This window comes from Burkholderia sp. R-40, assembly GCF_049942845.1.
Classification (GTDB): domain Bacteria; phylum Pseudomonadota; class Gammaproteobacteria; order Burkholderiales; family Burkholderiaceae; genus Burkholderia; species Burkholderia ambifaria.
On sequence record NZ_CP187967.1, the window covers coordinates 1,873,486 to 1,888,454 of the forward strand.

Here is a 14,969-nt window from a genome sequence, read left to right on the forward strand (position 1 = left end):
ATCAACCCGGCTGGCCGCGCAGCGCGTCGAACGACACCATCACGTGTTCGCGATAGGCGGATCGACGGCACAGGCGAGCGTACCAGGCCTCGACATGCGGCAACGGCGGCCGCTCGACGTCGAGCGAGAAATAGCGGAACAGCGTCGCACCGGCCGGAATGTCGGCCAGGCCCGGCGTCGCGCCACCGAGAAACGGCTGCGTCGACAGCAACCGGTCGAGCAGCCGGTAATGCATGGCGCAGCGTGCGGTTTTGTCCCGCACGATCGCATCGTCGCGTTGCGCCGACGGCGTTCGGATCAACGCCCAGAACAGCCCGGTCATCACATCGGGTTCGAGCGCGGTCTGCGACCAGTCCATCCAGCGCTCCGCGCGCGAACGGGCGAACGTGTCGCGGCACCAGAACGGATTGTTCGGCACGCGCGCGGCGAGATAACGCAGGATCGTGTGCGATTCCCACACGACGTCGCCGTCCCAGTCGATCACCGGAATCCGGCAGGCAGGATTCAGCGCCGCGAATGCGGGCGTCTGCAGCGAACCGTATTCGCCGCCGGCCGGGATGTGCCGGTACGGCAGTCGCAGCTCGCCGACGAGCCATAGCACCTTCTGCACGTTGAACGACGTGCGGCGCCCCCAGACGGTCAGCATCGCGCGGCATCCTCGCAGCTACCGGTGCGCGCGAATGCAGCGTAGCGGTCGAGGCCGGCGGCCAGATCGGCGATCAGGTCGTCCGCATCCTCGAGTCCGATATGCAGCCGCACACCGCGGCTGCCCGGTGGCCAGCGCTGCGCAAGACGATGCGCATCCAGCTCGAAGGGCAGTGCGAGGCTCTCGTAGCCGCCCCACGAGTAGCCGAGCCCGAACAGCGTCAAGTGATCGAGAAACGCGTCGACCGCCTGCCGCGGTGCGGGCTGCAGCACGATCGAGAACAGCCCGGACGCGCCGCGGAAATCGCGGCGCCACAGTGCGTGTCCGTCATCGCCGGGCAACGCGGGATACAGTACGCGCTGCACTTGCGCGCGTGTCGTCAGCCAGGTCGCGACCGCGAGCGCGTTGCGGTGGTGCTGCCGCAACCGCACACCGAGCGTGCGCAAGCCGCGCAGCGCGAGATAGACGTCGTCCGGGCCGACACATAGCCCGAGATCGCCATGCAATTGCTTCAACGCGGACCACGCGCGCTCGTTCGCCGAGACGACGCCGAGCATCGCGTCGGAATGCCCGACCAGATACTTCGTGCCGGCCTGGATCGACAGATCGATACCGAGTGCATGCGGCCGGAAGAACAGCGGCGTCGCCCAGCTGTTGTCCGCGATGACCAGTGCGCCGTGCGCGTGCGCGAGCCGGACGAGCGCACGCACATCGTGCATGTCGAACGTGTAGGATCCCGGAACTTCGACATACACCGCGCGCGTGTTCGGCCGGAATGCGGCTGCAACGGGCGTATCGGCGTCGTACCAGCTCGTCTCGACGCCGAGCCGCGCGAGCACGCCTTCGCATGCGTGGCGCACCGGACCATACACCGATGCGGTCATCAGCAGGTGGTCTCCCGGTTTCAGACACGATAGCAGCGCGAGGGTGCACGCGGACAACCCGGACGGACACAGCACCGTACCGGCGCCACCTTCGAGACTCGTTATCGCCTGCTCGAGCGCTTCCGTAGTCGGCGTGCCGCGCCGGCCGTAGATGTATGGTTGCGTGCGGTTCAGCAGATCCGACACGGTCGGGCTGAGCACGGTCGACGCGTGGTAGACGGGCGGGTTCACGAAGCCGTGCCATGCCGCGCTGTCGCGGCCCGCATGCACGAGTTGCGTGTCGTCGTGCATCCCGCCGTACAGATCGTCGCACGGCTGCGATCGGCGTTCGGCAGGCGTCAAGGCCATAGCGCGCACCGGTCCCAGCGCTGGCCGGCGCGGCGGTACGCCTGCCGCGCAAAACGCCGCACACTGTCGGCACGCCAGAATTCAGCTTCGTCCGGCGCGAGCGCGTACAGGTGCCAGTCGTCCGATGCCAGATCCGGATCGGCGGCCAGCCGCGCCAGCTGCGCATCGATTGCGCGCGTGAGGTCGGCCGGATCATCGAGCCGTTCGCTTTGCCGGCCGGCCAGAATGCTCGCGCGCGAGCGTTCCGGGCGGCTTGCGAAATCGGCTCGGCCGGCCGCGGCCGGTAGCCGCTCGACCGGGCCGCTGAGCCGGACCTGACTGGCGATCGCCGGCCAGTAGAACGTCAGCGCGGCGTACGGCCGGTGTTCGAGTTGACGCCCCTTGGGACTGCGTGCATTCGCCGCGAAATGCCAGCCGCGCACATCGACGTTCAGCAGGACGACAGCGCGCGCATCGGGCCGCCCGTCTGGGCGGACCGTCGACAGCGTCATCACCTGCGGTTCAAGCGCGCCTGCCGTCACGGCCTCGCCGAGCCAGCGCTCGAATTGCGCATGCGGCGTGTCGGGCCAGTCGTGCGGGGCAACATGGGGCGCGGCATGTGCGAGTGTTTTCAGCGCCTTCAGACGCATTGCGATCGTGTCCATGGCGTGGCTCATGCGATACCGAATTGCGTTGCGCGGGCAATCAGCCGATGCGCGGCGAGATAGTCGGGAACTTCCGCGAGAAAGCCGTCGACGACGGCCGCTGCAACGCGGCGCCCGCCGGATTCGCGCCGAGCGGTATCGAACGCGTCGATCACGCGGCGGGCGAGGGCGACTTCGTCGGACGTCGGCGTGAGCACACGATTGACGACCGGCACGAACTGCGCGTTGACGATCGCTTTCGCCTGGTAACCGAGGCCGCGCGATACATGCATGTCGCGTTCCGCGCCCTCGTTGTCGGCATAACTGTACGGGCAGTCGATCGCGGTGACGCCGACCGCCGCACACTCGACGCGAAAGCGCGAGCGAACGTAGTCGAGCTCGCGGCCCGCGCGCGTGCGTTCGGCACTCATGTCGGCCACCATGTCCTCGGTCGCGACGAGTACGGCCGACACGCGCGGGCTCGAACGGGCGATCGCCATCGTGTTCACGAGACCGAGCGTCGTCTCGACGTTCGGCACCAGTTCAGTCGAGCCGGGCGCGATCTCATATTCGTGCTCGAAACGCGTCACCGCTTCGTCGAGCGCGGCGGCCTGCTCGGGTGTCGCAACGTAGGACATCATCACGATGTCCGGGCGGCCGCGCATCGCGGCACGCAAGTCATCGATTCCGCCCGCATCGAGCGGATTCACGCGCACGGCCGCCAGCACGCCGGCGTCGCGCCAGCCGGCCAGCATGCGTTCGCTGAGCTCGCGCGCGGCCGGACGGCGCTCGGGCGGCGTGAAGGTTTCGAGCTCCTGGATCAGGACGTCTGCGCCGCTCGCGGCACCGGCAACGAGCGCGTCGTGATCCGCACCGGCGAGGAATAGCCAGGAGCGGCGCAAGCGGGAAGGGCGTCGGTTCGTCGATGTCATGCTGGATTTCCTGTAACGCGCGTGGTGCGCATATCGATGACGCGGGCGTTCAGCCGGCACGCATCATCTGGTTGAAGATGTTCTTGCGGTGCATTTCCTCGGTTCCGCCGACGCTCATGAAACCCAGCGCATCCGATGCAAAAGCCGCCACCGGCCCGGCCTGATAGCCGAGGCTGCCGTACAACCGCACGAGGCCGAGCGCGCCGTCGACGAGATCCTGTGCGCCGACCAGCTTCGCGATCGAGCACGTCATCAGCGCTTGCGGGTGATTCGTCAGCAATTGCGCGAGGGCGCCGCGCGCGAGCCACGTACCGCGTTCGATACCAATCTGCAGGTCGACGAGACGCCGTTGCACGTACTGGTGAGCATCGATCGTGCTGTCGAAGCTGCGCCGGTTGCGGCAGTAGCCGATCGCGTCGCGCAGATACGGCACCGTCACCTGTGCGGCGACGAGGCCGTAGTAGAGGCGGCCGAGCGAAATGATGTCGATCAGGTTGCCGAGCCCCGCACCGGGGTCGCCGAGCAGCTGGTCGCGCGCAATCGGGCAGTCGTCGAAATGCAGCGCGCCGGTCGGCAGGTCGTCCAGGCCGAGCTTGCGGTCGGGCGCGGCGATGGTCATGCCCGGCTGGTCGTGATCGACGATCACGAGCGCGGTATTGCGCCGGTCCTGCGTTTCGATGCGCGTGACGACCAGGACGAAGCGCGCGAGCGGCGCATGCGCGATATTGAATTTGCTGCCGGCCAGCCGATAGCCGTTACCGTGCTCGACCAGCTTCGTCGCGATGCTGCGCACGTCGGTGCCGGTGCCCGACTCGGCAATCGCAGTCGCACTCAGCTCGCCACGCAGGATTGCGCCGAAATAGCGGTCCTGCTGCCTAGCGCTGCCGTATCGTTCGAGCGCGCGGACCATGCCGGCCTGCGCGATCACCGACAACAGCAGCGCCGGGCGGCGGACCGCCGATGCGAGCCCCTCGAGCGCAGCGGAAAAGTGCCACCAGCCATGGCCGTCGCCGCCGTACGTTTCCGGCACGATCATGTCCCACAGTCCTTCCTGTCCGAGTCGTGCCCACCCGGCATCGTCGAATCCGGCGGGCGCGTGGCCGTCGCGATCCGCGGCGGCTGCGATTTCCGCGCCGATTTCGCGAAAGCGCGCGAGCGTCGCGTGCTGTTCCTGCGTCCAGTCGAATGGCATCTGTCTTGTCTCCGATCGAGTCGGCGCAGCCTTCGATGGCGCGCCTGCGATGCCGACAAGATTAAGTGGGCACGGACAGCGGAGGTACTGGCAGTAGTGGTAGTTTCGGGGCCAACGACTGTCGGCCCGCGTGGGATTCGCAGGACCGCAGATCCGGCGATAACACCCGTGACGGTCTGCGTCGATCTGGTGAATTCTCGTCGGCCGCCGACGGACAGTGGCGGCGACCGCGACGATCCGCGCTGGTGCGGTCAGCCAGACTTACGCGGTTCGCCAATCTCGGGGCAGCGCCGGAGACAAACCACCGCCCGGATCTGAATGCCGGCCATTCTGTAGTAACGGAGCAGCAGGGGGTTGACGATCACCGGCCCCGGTTCACACGTATCGCCCGTCCCCGACCGCCACGACGGACATCACCCGCGCTCGTCCGTTCGCGCCCGATCGTAGAACATGGCAAACAGCTCGGATTGCGATCCGACGCCGAGCTTCGCGTAGATGTGCTTTTTATGCGCACGCACGGTCTCAAACGAGATCGACAGCTTCTCCCCGATCGCGCGTGACGAGAATCCGCTCAACGACAGCATCGCGACTTCGATTTCGCGCGTCGTCAATGCGCCGCGCCCGTTCTTTCCCGTCAGCATGCCGAAGCGCGCATGCGGATCGGGCGCATCGATTTCCGCCGGGCGCGACGCGCCTTTGACCGCGAACGTTTCGAACCGCAAGCGCTGCTGCATCAGCGACAGTACCCACGGCGTGTACAGCGTGAGCAGTGCCATCTCGCGCTCGTCGTACTTGCTTGTCTTGCCGAGCGAGAAGCCGAGCGTGTGATCACGATCGATCACGACGTTGAAATGCACTTCGTCGCCGACGATATTCTTCTTGAAGTACCGCTCGTAGTACTCGGTCATCCGGAAGTTGTCCGGCGCGACGTCGGCAAGGGTATAGAAGCCGGGCGCCTGCGTTTCGAACGCGGCGAGATAGAACGGATCGAGCTGATAGAGCGCGGCCAGATAGTCCTGAAACATCAGGTCGATCTTGCCGTCGGGCATCGCCTGTTCGGCGAGCACGAGCGGGGCGGCGTCGCGCGCGAAACACAGCGCGACCCAGTTGTCGAAAGCGACGTGCCGTTCGAGCACCCGCGTGAGGCGCGCCCAGAAATGCGGGCCATCGAGGGCATCGATGGCCGAACCAATCTCCCGGTGAAAAGCGAGATCTCGCCATTCGAAGTCCATCGTGTCCTCCGGTGAGGGTAACCCTGGCGGGGAATTTCAGGTCAAAAATAATAACCCGATAATCAGCCTCACTTCGTCACGCAGCAGACCATGCGGCGCTTTGCTCGGCGCGCGTGGCATCAGACGTGCAACTGAAAGGCGATTGGAAGGAGATGACTTCATGCAGGTGGAACTCGCGCAACTGACGCTCGTCGACGGCGACGTCGCGCACAACACGCGCAAGGTGATCGATACGATCGAACACGTCGACAGCGCAGGCGGTACCCGGCTGATCGTGTTCCCCGAAACGACGCTGTCCGGCTTCCCGACGCGGGACACGGTCGCCGACGTCGCGCAGCCGCTCGATGGCCCGGCATTGTCCGCGGTACGCGACGCGGCGCGGCAAAAGGGCGTTGCCGTGGCCGTGGGCCTCGCCGAGCGCGACGGCGGGCAGTTCTACAACACCACGGTGCTCGTCGACGAGCAGGGCGATATCGTGCTGCGCTATCGCAAGACGCATCTTTGGGCGTCGGATGTCGGCGTCTTCACGCCGGGCGATCGCTTCGAGACCTGCAGCTGGAACGGTCTGACGGTCAGCCTGCTGATCTGCTACGACATCGAATTCCCCGAAACGGCACGCGCCGTCGGTGCGCTCGATGCCGATCTGCTGATCGTCACGAACGGCAACATGGACCCGTTCGGTCCGGTGCATCGCCGTGCGATCGCCGCGCGCGCGATGGAAAACCAGATGTTCGCGGTCATGGTGAACCGCTGCGGTTCCGGCGACGACAACCTGACGTTCGCCGGCCTTTCCACGCTCGTCGATCCCTTTGGCGACACGGTGATCGAGCTGGGCCGAGACGAGGCGGTCGTGCCCACGAGCGTCGATCCGACGCGTCTCGAAGCGAGTCGCGAGCACTACAACTATCTGCACGATGCCCGTGTGGCGCTCGGTCTGTCGCCCGTCGAACGGGCGGGCGGGAACCGCGTAGTCATGATCGAACCGCGCCGTCACCGCGCCGAATAGGCGGAATCCACGGTCCATTCGACGCATGGGGCAGGGCACGATGCCCTGCACGTGCTCGCCCGTCCCATTGAAATGCCGGCCAGTCGGCATACAGCCATTCGTATCGGCCGCCGAGGCCCAGGAGACAACATGCAAGCGTCATCATCCCATGAACCCGCACGCCTGAAGCGCACACTCGGCCTGCCGTCCGTGCTGCTGTTCGGGCTCGCCTACATGGCACCGCTGATCGTCTACGGTACTTACGGCGTGCTGGCCAAGGCCAGCGACGACACGGCCGCGCTGGCCTATCTGCTCGCGCTGGTCGCCATCGCCTTCACCGCGCTCAGCTACGGCAAGCTCGCGCGGCTCCATCCGGCCGCGGGTTCGGCTTATACGTACACGCGCAAGACGTTCAACCCGCATCTGGGTTTCATGATCGGCTGGGCAACGCTGCTCGATTACTTCTTTCTGCCGATGGTGATCTGGCTGATCGGCGCGGCATATCTGAACGCGGCATTTCCGCACGTGCCGACCTGGATCTGGATCGTGGCATTCATCGTGTCGACGAGCGGCCTGAACATCGTCGGCATCGATCTGGCCGCGCGGTTCAACATCGTGCTGATGGTCGTGCAACTGGCGGTCGTCGCGATGTTCGTCGTGCTGTGCGTGCACTATGCGTCGGCTGCGGCAGGCGCGGGCGGTATTGCCATGGCGCAGCCGCTCTTCAAGCCGCACGTGCCGTTCGGCGCGACGATGGCAGGCGCCGCGATTGCCGCCTATTCATACCTCGGCTTCGACGCGGTCTCGACGCTGACTGAAGAGACGATCGATCCGAAAAAGAACATGCCGCGCGCGATCCTGCTGATCGCACTGATCGGCGGAGCGATCTTCGTGATCGCGGCGTACACGATGCAGCTCGCGCATCCGGGAGTCGAATTCAAGGATACGGATTCGGCCGCGTTCGAAGTGGCGAAGATGATCGGCGGCGATCTGTTCGTCACCGTGTTCCTCGCCGGCCTGATCCTCGCTCAGTTCGCGTCGGGCATCTCCGCGCAAGCGAGTGTCGGCCGGTTGCTCTATGCGATGGGCCGCGACGAAATCCTGCCGAAGCGGATCTTCGGGTTCATCCATCCGCGTTTCAAGACGCCCGCGATCAACATCGTGCTGGCCGGCAGCGTCGGGTTGATCGCGCTGAAGCTGGATGTCGCCACGTCCACGTCGTTCATCAACTTCGGCGCGTTTCTTGCCTTTACAGCGGTCAATCTGTGCGTGATTCGCCTGTACCTGCGGGGGCAGTCAGGCGAACGCCGGATTGGCGTGATCGGCGGACTCGTGTTTCCCGCGATCGGCGCGGTTTCCGATATCTGGCTGCTCGTGAGCCTCGAGAAGGCTGCGCTCGTGCTCGGCGTCGCGTGGTTCGTGCTGGGGCTGGTGTATCTGTGCTGGATTACGCGCCTGTTCCGCCAGGCACCGCCGGAAGTTGCGATTTGAGCGGGTCGCGGACGGATGGGCAGCGGGTATTCGAATGCGGCTGGGGGTATCACACAAACCTTCGGCGCTCGGATCCACAATCCGGCGCTCGGTCCGTTGCAGCGATCGCAGCGTCCGGCGCCGGACACCCGGCGGCCGGTCGCTTTACACGGCGCGAAAAATCCCGGATTTTCATCCGGGTTGGACATGGTGCGACATGGGCCTTACAAACAATTTTAGGGCCCCATCATTGAACCGCAATTTGTCATACCCGGATTCAGATGTCCACCTTCCAGCCATTTAAAAATGTCCGGTTTTAAGGTTGGTTTTGCTACTTCTGTTTCCTCGTTTTGACCGTTACGCAGTGTCGAAGGTCGGCGCCTGAACGGGCAGGGCGCTCACGCTTGTTTCCCCAGCTTTTGCAGACCGACGGCCCGGTTTGTTTGGCGGCTTTGCGGTCTGCCGACGTTGCGCCAGATCCACGATCACATGCTCGACGTCGGCCTGCGTGATCTCGCGTTGCTTCTTCTTGCCCGCTTGGGGCTCGTTTCGGTCGGTCCGGGTTGAGTCGCCTCGATGGGTGCGTGACGGAGCTTTACCAATGCGACTGTTATCGCGTTGCGCCTGAAGCGCTTGCGCGACCTGCAGCACATGGCTCAAACGCTTGTGCTCAACGACGGCACCTTGATCGATTTCAGCCAGGCGATCGTATTGCCGGTACGGCAACACACGATCATCAGCCCGGATTTCGATCCGCCCATCCGGGTACTCCCATACCTCGATCTGGCGGTCGATCAGCTTCCGGTTGGCCGGCGTGTCATCCAGCAAATACATCACCCGGTCGTACTGCACCGTGAGCGACTTCGTTACCTTTCGCGGCTCGCGCCACGTCAGCACCAAGTCCAGATTCTCGTCGGCCCGCAGCGGCCGATGCGCATCGAAGTCGCTCTTCGGCGGCTTCGCGAAGCGTGCGTTGTAGGCGGCCATGAAGGAGGGCGCGTAAGCGTTGGCGTCGGCCACCGTGTTGATCCCGCGCAATCGCATCTCCTTGACCAATCGATCCTGCAACGTCAGGTGCGCTCGCTCCACGCGCCCCTTGGCCGAGCTGCTGTTCGCGCAGAACGTGTCGATGTTCAGCTCGTACATCGCCCGGCCAAACGGCGTCACGCGATTGCCGGTCTTGCCCGGCTTCACGTTGCGAAACACGCTGGCCTTGTCGCTGTAGAACGCCCCAGGTTTGCCGTGCCGCTCGATGTACGCTCGCGTCGCTTCGAAGTAGCTGAAGGTCGATTCGGTCTGCGTGAAGTGCAGCATCATCAACCGGCTCGTCGCGTCGTCCACATACACCAGCAGCGTACACGCCGGCGCACGCTCCTCGAACCATCGATGGTCGCTGCCGTCGATCTGGATCAGTTCGCCCAGGCATGCCCGGCGCGCTCGCGGCTGGTAGATCTTCGGCGGTCGTTGCCGGCGCGGAACCCACAAGCCGGCGTCCGTCATCAGCTTCCTGACCGTCTCCTTGGCCAGCCGAATGCCATGACATTCCCATAGCTTCTCGCAGGCCAGCGTCGGGCCAAAATCGGCGTAGCGGTCGCGGATGATCGAGAGCGCCCGGTCGGCGGCTCCTGGGTCCAGGCGACGGTTGCCGGGCTTCGATCGGTGTCCCGACACCAAACCTGCCGGACCGTGCTCACGCAGCCGGGCGACCAGCCGGCGAACTTGCCGCGTCGTCAATTCCAGCCGTTCTGCCGCACGCCATGGCTTGAGCTTGCCGTCCGCCACGTCCTGAATGACCTTGAATCGGTCCAACTCGCGCATCGTCATCGTGATCCGCTCCGTTGCAGCCATCGCAGCCTCCGGCGCCGGACACCCGGCGGCCGTTCAGCTTACGCGGCACGAAAGCGGACATTTCTATGTAGCCAAAAGCGGACATTTCAATCTAGCCATTACAAAATTCAACTTTGATAATTATGATTATGTCAAATGTGAAATTGCGCCGGAAACATAGCTGATTCGAACGCAACCCAACCCGACGACGCCTGGATCGACAGCCCGCAACGCCCCAACGGCGCCCATCAGACGCCGTTCTCATTCACGACAAACCTCCCGCACCAACGCAATCAGGAAACCCACATCCCCTGCATCTTGTGCGAGAAATGCGCGCGCTCGGCCGTCTCCATCAGCGACAGGAATTCGTCCTGCGTCATATGGATCAGCGCTTCGTGGTCGCCGGCCTCGAAATACACCTCGGGCTGCTGCGCGAGCTGTTCCTCGAGGAACGTCTTCATTCCGTACGCCATGCACACCGGCGGCAACGCGCCCAGGTCGCAATCCTTGAACAGTTCGCGCAGTTCCATTTCCCTGGCGAGCACGAGATGGCGGCCGGTCTTGACCCAGAGATCCGACAATCGCACCGCGTGCGACGTCGGCAGCACGGCGGCGACGTAGCCTTCGTCGTCCTCGAGCAGCACGGTTTTCGCGAGGCGATCGCCGGGGATATGCGCGGCGGCGGCCGTCTCCATGCTGGTATGGCTATACGGGTGGTACACGACTTCGTACCGCGATGACTTCTGGCGCAGGCAATCCTGCAGGGTGGCTGATACAGGCATGGCACACCTCGTCTGGGCGAATCGGGCGAATGGAGTTCGCTCCGGATTTGTTCAGCATAGGTCGCATTGCGGCCAATGGAAACGCCCTCCCGCGGCACCCCGTCCGGACGCCCACACCGGGCTTCGGCCCTTTTTCCGATCACGCGACCGCCCTCGCCGACATGTGAAATTCCGCCCCGGAATGCGCGTCCCATACGCTTGCCAAACCTGCCTTGCCTGAAGACCAAACCTGCGACGAGCCGTCCGGCGCGATAACGCAAAATCATGCGACGGCGGATTCGCGTTAGACCGTTAGTTGCACTGAAAGGACAGGTAACGAGATATCGAAATCATCCCAGACAGCCGCCAAGGTCAGCCAGCCACGAGCGGCAAGCTGCCGCAAGCCGTCCCGACAAAGCCCGAATCGCGCCCTATACTGAGCCCAAGCGCCCGCCATCCCGCGGCGGCCGATTCCGGGAGCGACCATGCATTACCAGCTAATCTACGAACTCGTCGACGATTACCTGTCCCGGCGCGAGCAATACCGCGCCGAGCACCTCGCGCTTGCGAAGGCCGCAACCGAACGCGGCGAGCTCGTGCTCGCCGGCGCGTTGCAGGATCCGTCCGATCAGGCCGTGCTCGTGTTCGAAGGCGATTCGCCGGAGGCCGCCGAATCGTTCGCGCGCGCCGATCCGTACGTGCAGAACGGCCTCGTCAAGTCGTGGCGCGTGCGGCCGTGGCGCGTCGTGGTCGGCAAGCACGCACCGCACTAGGCGTCGCGGCTACAGCCACCCCGCCCGCCTGAAGCGCCACCAAAGCGCGAGATCGGCCGCGACCATCACCGCGATGCAGCCGTAGAAGCCGTACTTGAGGTGCAGTTCGGGCATGTTCGCGAAGTTCATCCCGTAGATGCCGGCGATCATCGTCGGGATCGCGAACAGCGCGGCGAACGAGCCGAGCCGCTTGGTCACCTCGTTCTCGGCGAGCGAGATCATCCCGAGATTGACCTGGATCGCGGTCACGACCATCTCTCGCCGCCCTTCGATCGTCTTCACGATCCGCTGCAGGTGGTCGTACACGTCGCGGAAGTAATGCTGCATGCCACTGCAGACCTGCGGAATGCGGCCGCCGGTGAGCTTCGCGAGCGGCTCCATCAGCGGCGCGGTGTGCTGGTACAGCATCACGAGCCGGCGTTTCAGCGAATAGAGATCCTCGATGATCGCCCGCGACGACGCGAGCGTGGCCTTCGCGAAGATGCGATCCTCGAGTTCCTCCAGCTCGGTGCCGAGCGTCTCGAGGATCGGGAAATAGCGGTCGACGACCTGGTCCATCAACGCATAGAACACGAACGCCGAGCCCTCCTGCAGCAGATGCGGCTCGCGCTCGCAGCGCTTGCGCACCGCGCGGAAGTCCTGCTCGGTATGGTTGCGGATCGACAGCACGTAGTTCGGGCCGACGAACACGTTCAGCTCGCCGACATTGAATTCGCCGTCTTCATCGAGCTCGACCGTATGCAGCACCGCGAACAGCGAGTCGCCGTACTCCTCGATTTTCGGGCGCTGATGCCCCTTGCGGGCATCCTCGAGCGCGAGTTCGTGCAGCGCGAACTCCTCGCCCATCAGGTCGATCTCTTCCGGTGTCGGATCCTTCAGGGCGACCCACACGAAACACTCGGGCTTCGACACGTAGTCGCTGATGGCATCGATATCGATGTCGGCCAGCTTGCGGCCGTCCTGGTATGCAGCACAATTGATCAGCATGGTGTCTGTAATGTTGCGGTTTGCGCATCAGTTTACCGGTTTGACGCGCGGGCGGCCCGGCTTGCGCGGCGCGCCGATATTGGTCATGATCGGGCTGCCTGCGCCGCAGCACGCGCGCGGCACCGCTTCGGCAAACGCACGGCACGGCCGCGCGGCCCAACCATCAAGGAGACAGACCCATGTGGTATTTCTCGTGGATCCTCGGCATCGGCGTGGCGCTCGGCTTCGGCATCATCAACGTGATGTGGCTCGAGGCGGAAGTGTTCCCGCGCGAAGACAAGCGCACCGACGCGTCGCGCGCGGGCTCGGGGAGCCGGTATTCGTGACGCACCTGGTGTTCTTCTGCGGTCATGCCGGCACCGGCAAGACCACGCTCGCGAAGCGGCTGATCGGGCCGCTGATGCGCGCGACCGGCGAAGCCTTCTGCCTGCTCGACAAGGACACGCTCTACGGCCGCTACAGCTCGGCCGCGATGGGCGCCCTCACCTCCGATCCGGACGATCGCGACAGCCCGCTCTACCTGAAGCATCTGCGCGATCCCGAATATCAGGGCCTGCTCGACACGGCCCGCGAGAATCTCGCGCTCGGCATCGGCGCGCTCGTAGTCGGCCCGCTGTCGCGCGAAGTGCGTGACCGGCGCATCCTCGACCGTGCGTGGCTCGGCATCGGGCCGGAGATCGCGCTGACGGTCGTCTGGGTGCATACGGCGGAAGACGTCGCGCACCAGCGGATCGTCGCGCGCGGCAACCCGAACGACGCGTACAAGCTCGCGCACTGGGACGAATACCGGCAACGCCGCTTCGTGCCGACCGGCCACGAATGCGACGGCATCGTGATGTTCGACAATACCGCGCCGTCCGACGCGGACATCGATGCGCTGCTGTACCGCATCGTGCCGCCGGCGCCGCCGGCGCCGCAGGCAACGATGGTCCCGCCGCTGCCCGCCTGAGCCGCACACGCACCACCCTGCTCCTGCCTGCTTCGACCAGCCTCAAAAAAAACGCCGGAAGCGCTGTTGCGCTCCCGGCGTTGCACGGCCCTCGTGCCGGAGATCCGTCAGGCGACTTCGTGCACGCGCTCCATCGTGCCACCTTCGTACAGCTTGCCGAAGCGGTTCGACAGGAACGCCTTCAGCGACACTTTCTCCTGCGGAATGAAGCCGCTCTGCGGCAGCTTCTTCTCGCGGAACAGATCCAGCACCGCGCACATCGCGCCGGCCGTCGTGATCTGGATCGCGCTCATGTGCATCCCGCACACGTCCTTCGCGAAAATCTTGCGCGTGAACACGTCCTGCACGAGCTGGCCGTCCTTCACGCCCGTTACCGTGACGAACACGAGCACGACGTCCTGCTTGGTCGACGGCACCGCGCGGCGCATGATCGACTTCAGCGTGTCGCGGTCGCTCGACAGACGCAGATCCTCGAGCAGGAACTGGACGAGTCCGCGGTGGCCCGGATAGCGCACCGACTTGTAATCGAGCGTCTCGACCTTGCCCGACAGCGTCTCGCACAGCGTGCCCAGGCCGCCCGACGTGTTGAATGCTTCGTATTCGGTGCCGTCGAGCGAGAAGTGCTCGAGGCCTTCGAGCGGCTGCACCCACTGCTTGCGGCCGTCGCGGATCGCTTCGCACGGCTGACAGTATTCGTTGATCAGGCCGTCGACGCTCCACGTCAGGTTGTACTTCAGCGCGTTGGTCGGATACTCGGGCAGCGCGCCGACGCGCATCTTCACGTCGCGCACTTCGCTGAAACCGTTCACGAGCTCGTGCGCAGCGATGCCGATGAAGCCCGGTGCCAGGCCGCACTGCGGCATGAACGCACGGTCCGAGCCGTCGGCGAGTTCGCGGATCGCGTGGGTGGCGCGGACGTCCTCGGTCAGGTCGAAGTAATGGACGCCGGCCGCCTTGGCCGCCGCGGCGACGTTGACCGCGAGGTAGTATGGCAGCGCGTTGACGAGCGCATCGAAGCCCTTCACGGCTTCACGGATCGCATTGGCGTCGGCCGAATCGACGCGTTGCGTCGCGATCCCTTCACGCGACAGCTTGGCGAGCGCATCCGCATCTCGGTCGAACGCGACGACTTCGTAGTCGCCCGTTTCACGCAGCATGTGAGCAATGGTGTGGCCGATCAGACCTGCGCCGACGATGGCGATTTTCATGCGCTTATCTCCTGATGATGGGTTTGGTGTTGGTGTACGGCGTCGAGCCATGAACACAGTTTAGGGACGCGCAAAATCAGTTCCAAGACGAAGAATGATGCGAAACGACCGATAAATTCGACGAAATGACGACGCATTTCGTCACAACGACC

15 protein-coding genes are annotated in these 14,969 nt (G+C 64.7%); 5 read left to right on the forward strand and 10 right to left on the reverse strand.

The window, feature by feature from the left end:
• Position 1: 1 nt before the first annotated feature.
• The 6 genes from ACP26O_RS08640 to ACP26O_RS08665 all read right to left on the reverse strand — a co-directional run bounded on the left by ACP26O_RS08640 (position 2) and on the right by ACP26O_RS08665 (position 5,857).
• Positions 2-646, reverse strand: coding sequence for a glutathione S-transferase family protein (locus ACP26O_RS08640; protein WP_175660825.1), 645 nt, complete (start codon positions 644-646; stop codon positions 2-4).
• The gene (gene metC / locus ACP26O_RS08645) at positions 640-1,821 is read right to left on the reverse strand and encodes a cystathionine beta-lyase (RefSeq protein ID WP_175665249.1); all 1,182 of its coding nucleotides are present in this window, start codon (positions 1,819-1,821) and stop codon (positions 640-642) included. The genes ACP26O_RS08640 and metC overlap by 7 nt, the downstream gene beginning before the upstream one ends.
• Positions 1,822-1,868: 47 nt before the next feature.
• Positions 1,869-2,522, reverse strand: coding sequence for a pyridoxine/pyridoxamine 5'-phosphate oxidase (locus tag ACP26O_RS08650; RefSeq protein WP_175701367.1), 654 nt, complete (start codon positions 2,520-2,522; stop codon positions 1,869-1,871).
• Positions 2,523-2,530: 8 nt separating this feature from the next.
• Positions 2,531-3,433, reverse strand: coding sequence for an HpcH/HpaI aldolase/citrate lyase family protein (locus ACP26O_RS08655; RefSeq protein WP_175665240.1), 903 nt, complete (start codon positions 3,431-3,433; stop codon positions 2,531-2,533).
• Positions 3,434-3,482: 49 nt separating this feature from the next.
• A complete protein-coding gene (locus tag ACP26O_RS08660; protein WP_175660828.1) occupies positions 3,483-4,625 on the reverse strand; it encodes an acyl-CoA dehydrogenase family protein in 1,143 nt (380 codons plus the stop codon).
• 413 nt (positions 4,626-5,038) lie between these two features.
• Entirely contained in the window at positions 5,039-5,857 is an 819-nt protein-coding gene (locus tag ACP26O_RS08665; protein ID WP_175665241.1) for a response regulator transcription factor, read from the reverse strand.
• A gap of 160 nt (positions 5,858-6,017) precedes the next feature.
• Here ACP26O_RS08665 and ACP26O_RS08670 point away from each other — a divergent pair, with 160 nt between their 5' ends.
• Positions 6,018-6,863, forward strand: a complete 846-nt coding sequence (locus ACP26O_RS08670; protein ID WP_175665250.1) for a carbon-nitrogen hydrolase family protein — start codon at positions 6,018-6,020, stop codon at positions 6,861-6,863.
• 129 nt (positions 6,864-6,992) lie between these two features.
• Positions 6,993-8,333, forward strand: a complete 1,341-nt coding sequence (locus ACP26O_RS08675; RefSeq protein WP_175665242.1) for an APC family permease — start codon at positions 6,993-6,995, stop codon at positions 8,331-8,333.
• Between the two features lie 336 nt (positions 8,334-8,669).
• Here ACP26O_RS08675 and ACP26O_RS08680 read toward each other — a convergent pair whose 3' ends face one another.
• Both ACP26O_RS08680 and ACP26O_RS08685 read right to left on the reverse strand, forming a co-directional pair.
• On the reverse strand, positions 8,670-10,160 hold the full coding sequence (locus ACP26O_RS08680) for an ISNCY family transposase (RefSeq protein ID WP_175666727.1): 1,491 nt from the start codon (positions 10,158-10,160) through the stop codon (positions 8,670-8,672).
• A 272-nt stretch (positions 10,161-10,432) separates the two neighbouring features.
• Positions 10,433-10,921 carry an aminoacyl-tRNA deacylase gene (locus tag ACP26O_RS08685; RefSeq protein WP_006755037.1) on the reverse strand — a complete coding sequence of 163 codons (489 nt, stop codon included), beginning with the start codon at positions 10,919-10,921 and terminating at the stop codon, positions 10,433-10,435.
• A 464-nt stretch (positions 10,922-11,385) separates the two neighbouring features.
• Here ACP26O_RS08685 and ACP26O_RS08690 point away from each other — a divergent pair, with 464 nt between their 5' ends.
• Positions 11,386-11,673 (forward strand): YciI-like protein, encoded by a 288-nt coding sequence (locus ACP26O_RS08690; protein ID WP_011656925.1) that lies wholly within the window; start codon positions 11,386-11,388, stop codon positions 11,671-11,673.
• A 9-nt stretch (positions 11,674-11,682) separates the two neighbouring features.
• Here ACP26O_RS08690 and corA read toward each other — a convergent pair whose 3' ends face one another.
• Positions 11,683-12,660 (reverse strand): magnesium/cobalt transporter CorA, encoded by a 978-nt coding sequence (gene corA, locus ACP26O_RS08695; protein ID WP_175666543.1) that lies wholly within the window; start codon positions 12,658-12,660, stop codon positions 11,683-11,685.
• A gap of 179 nt (positions 12,661-12,839) precedes the next feature.
• Here corA and cydX point away from each other — a divergent pair, with 179 nt between their 5' ends.
• Both cydX and ACP26O_RS08705 read left to right on the forward strand, forming a co-directional pair.
• Complete coding sequence (gene cydX, locus ACP26O_RS08700; protein WP_012363934.1) at positions 12,840-12,986, forward strand: cytochrome bd-I oxidase subunit CydX; 147 nt, start codon at positions 12,840-12,842, stop codon at positions 12,984-12,986.
• Positions 12,983-13,609 carry an AAA family ATPase gene (locus ACP26O_RS08705; protein WP_175666542.1) on the forward strand — a complete coding sequence of 209 codons (627 nt, stop codon included), beginning with the start codon at positions 12,983-12,985 and terminating at the stop codon, positions 13,607-13,609. Before cydX ends, ACP26O_RS08705 begins: the two co-directional genes overlap by 4 nt.
• A 107-nt stretch (positions 13,610-13,716) precedes the next feature.
• Here ACP26O_RS08705 and ACP26O_RS08710 read toward each other — a convergent pair whose 3' ends face one another.
• Positions 13,717-14,817, reverse strand: a complete 1,101-nt coding sequence (locus ACP26O_RS08710) for a saccharopine dehydrogenase family protein (protein WP_175666541.1) — start codon at positions 14,815-14,817, stop codon at positions 13,717-13,719.
• Positions 14,818-14,969 lie beyond the last annotated feature (152 nt).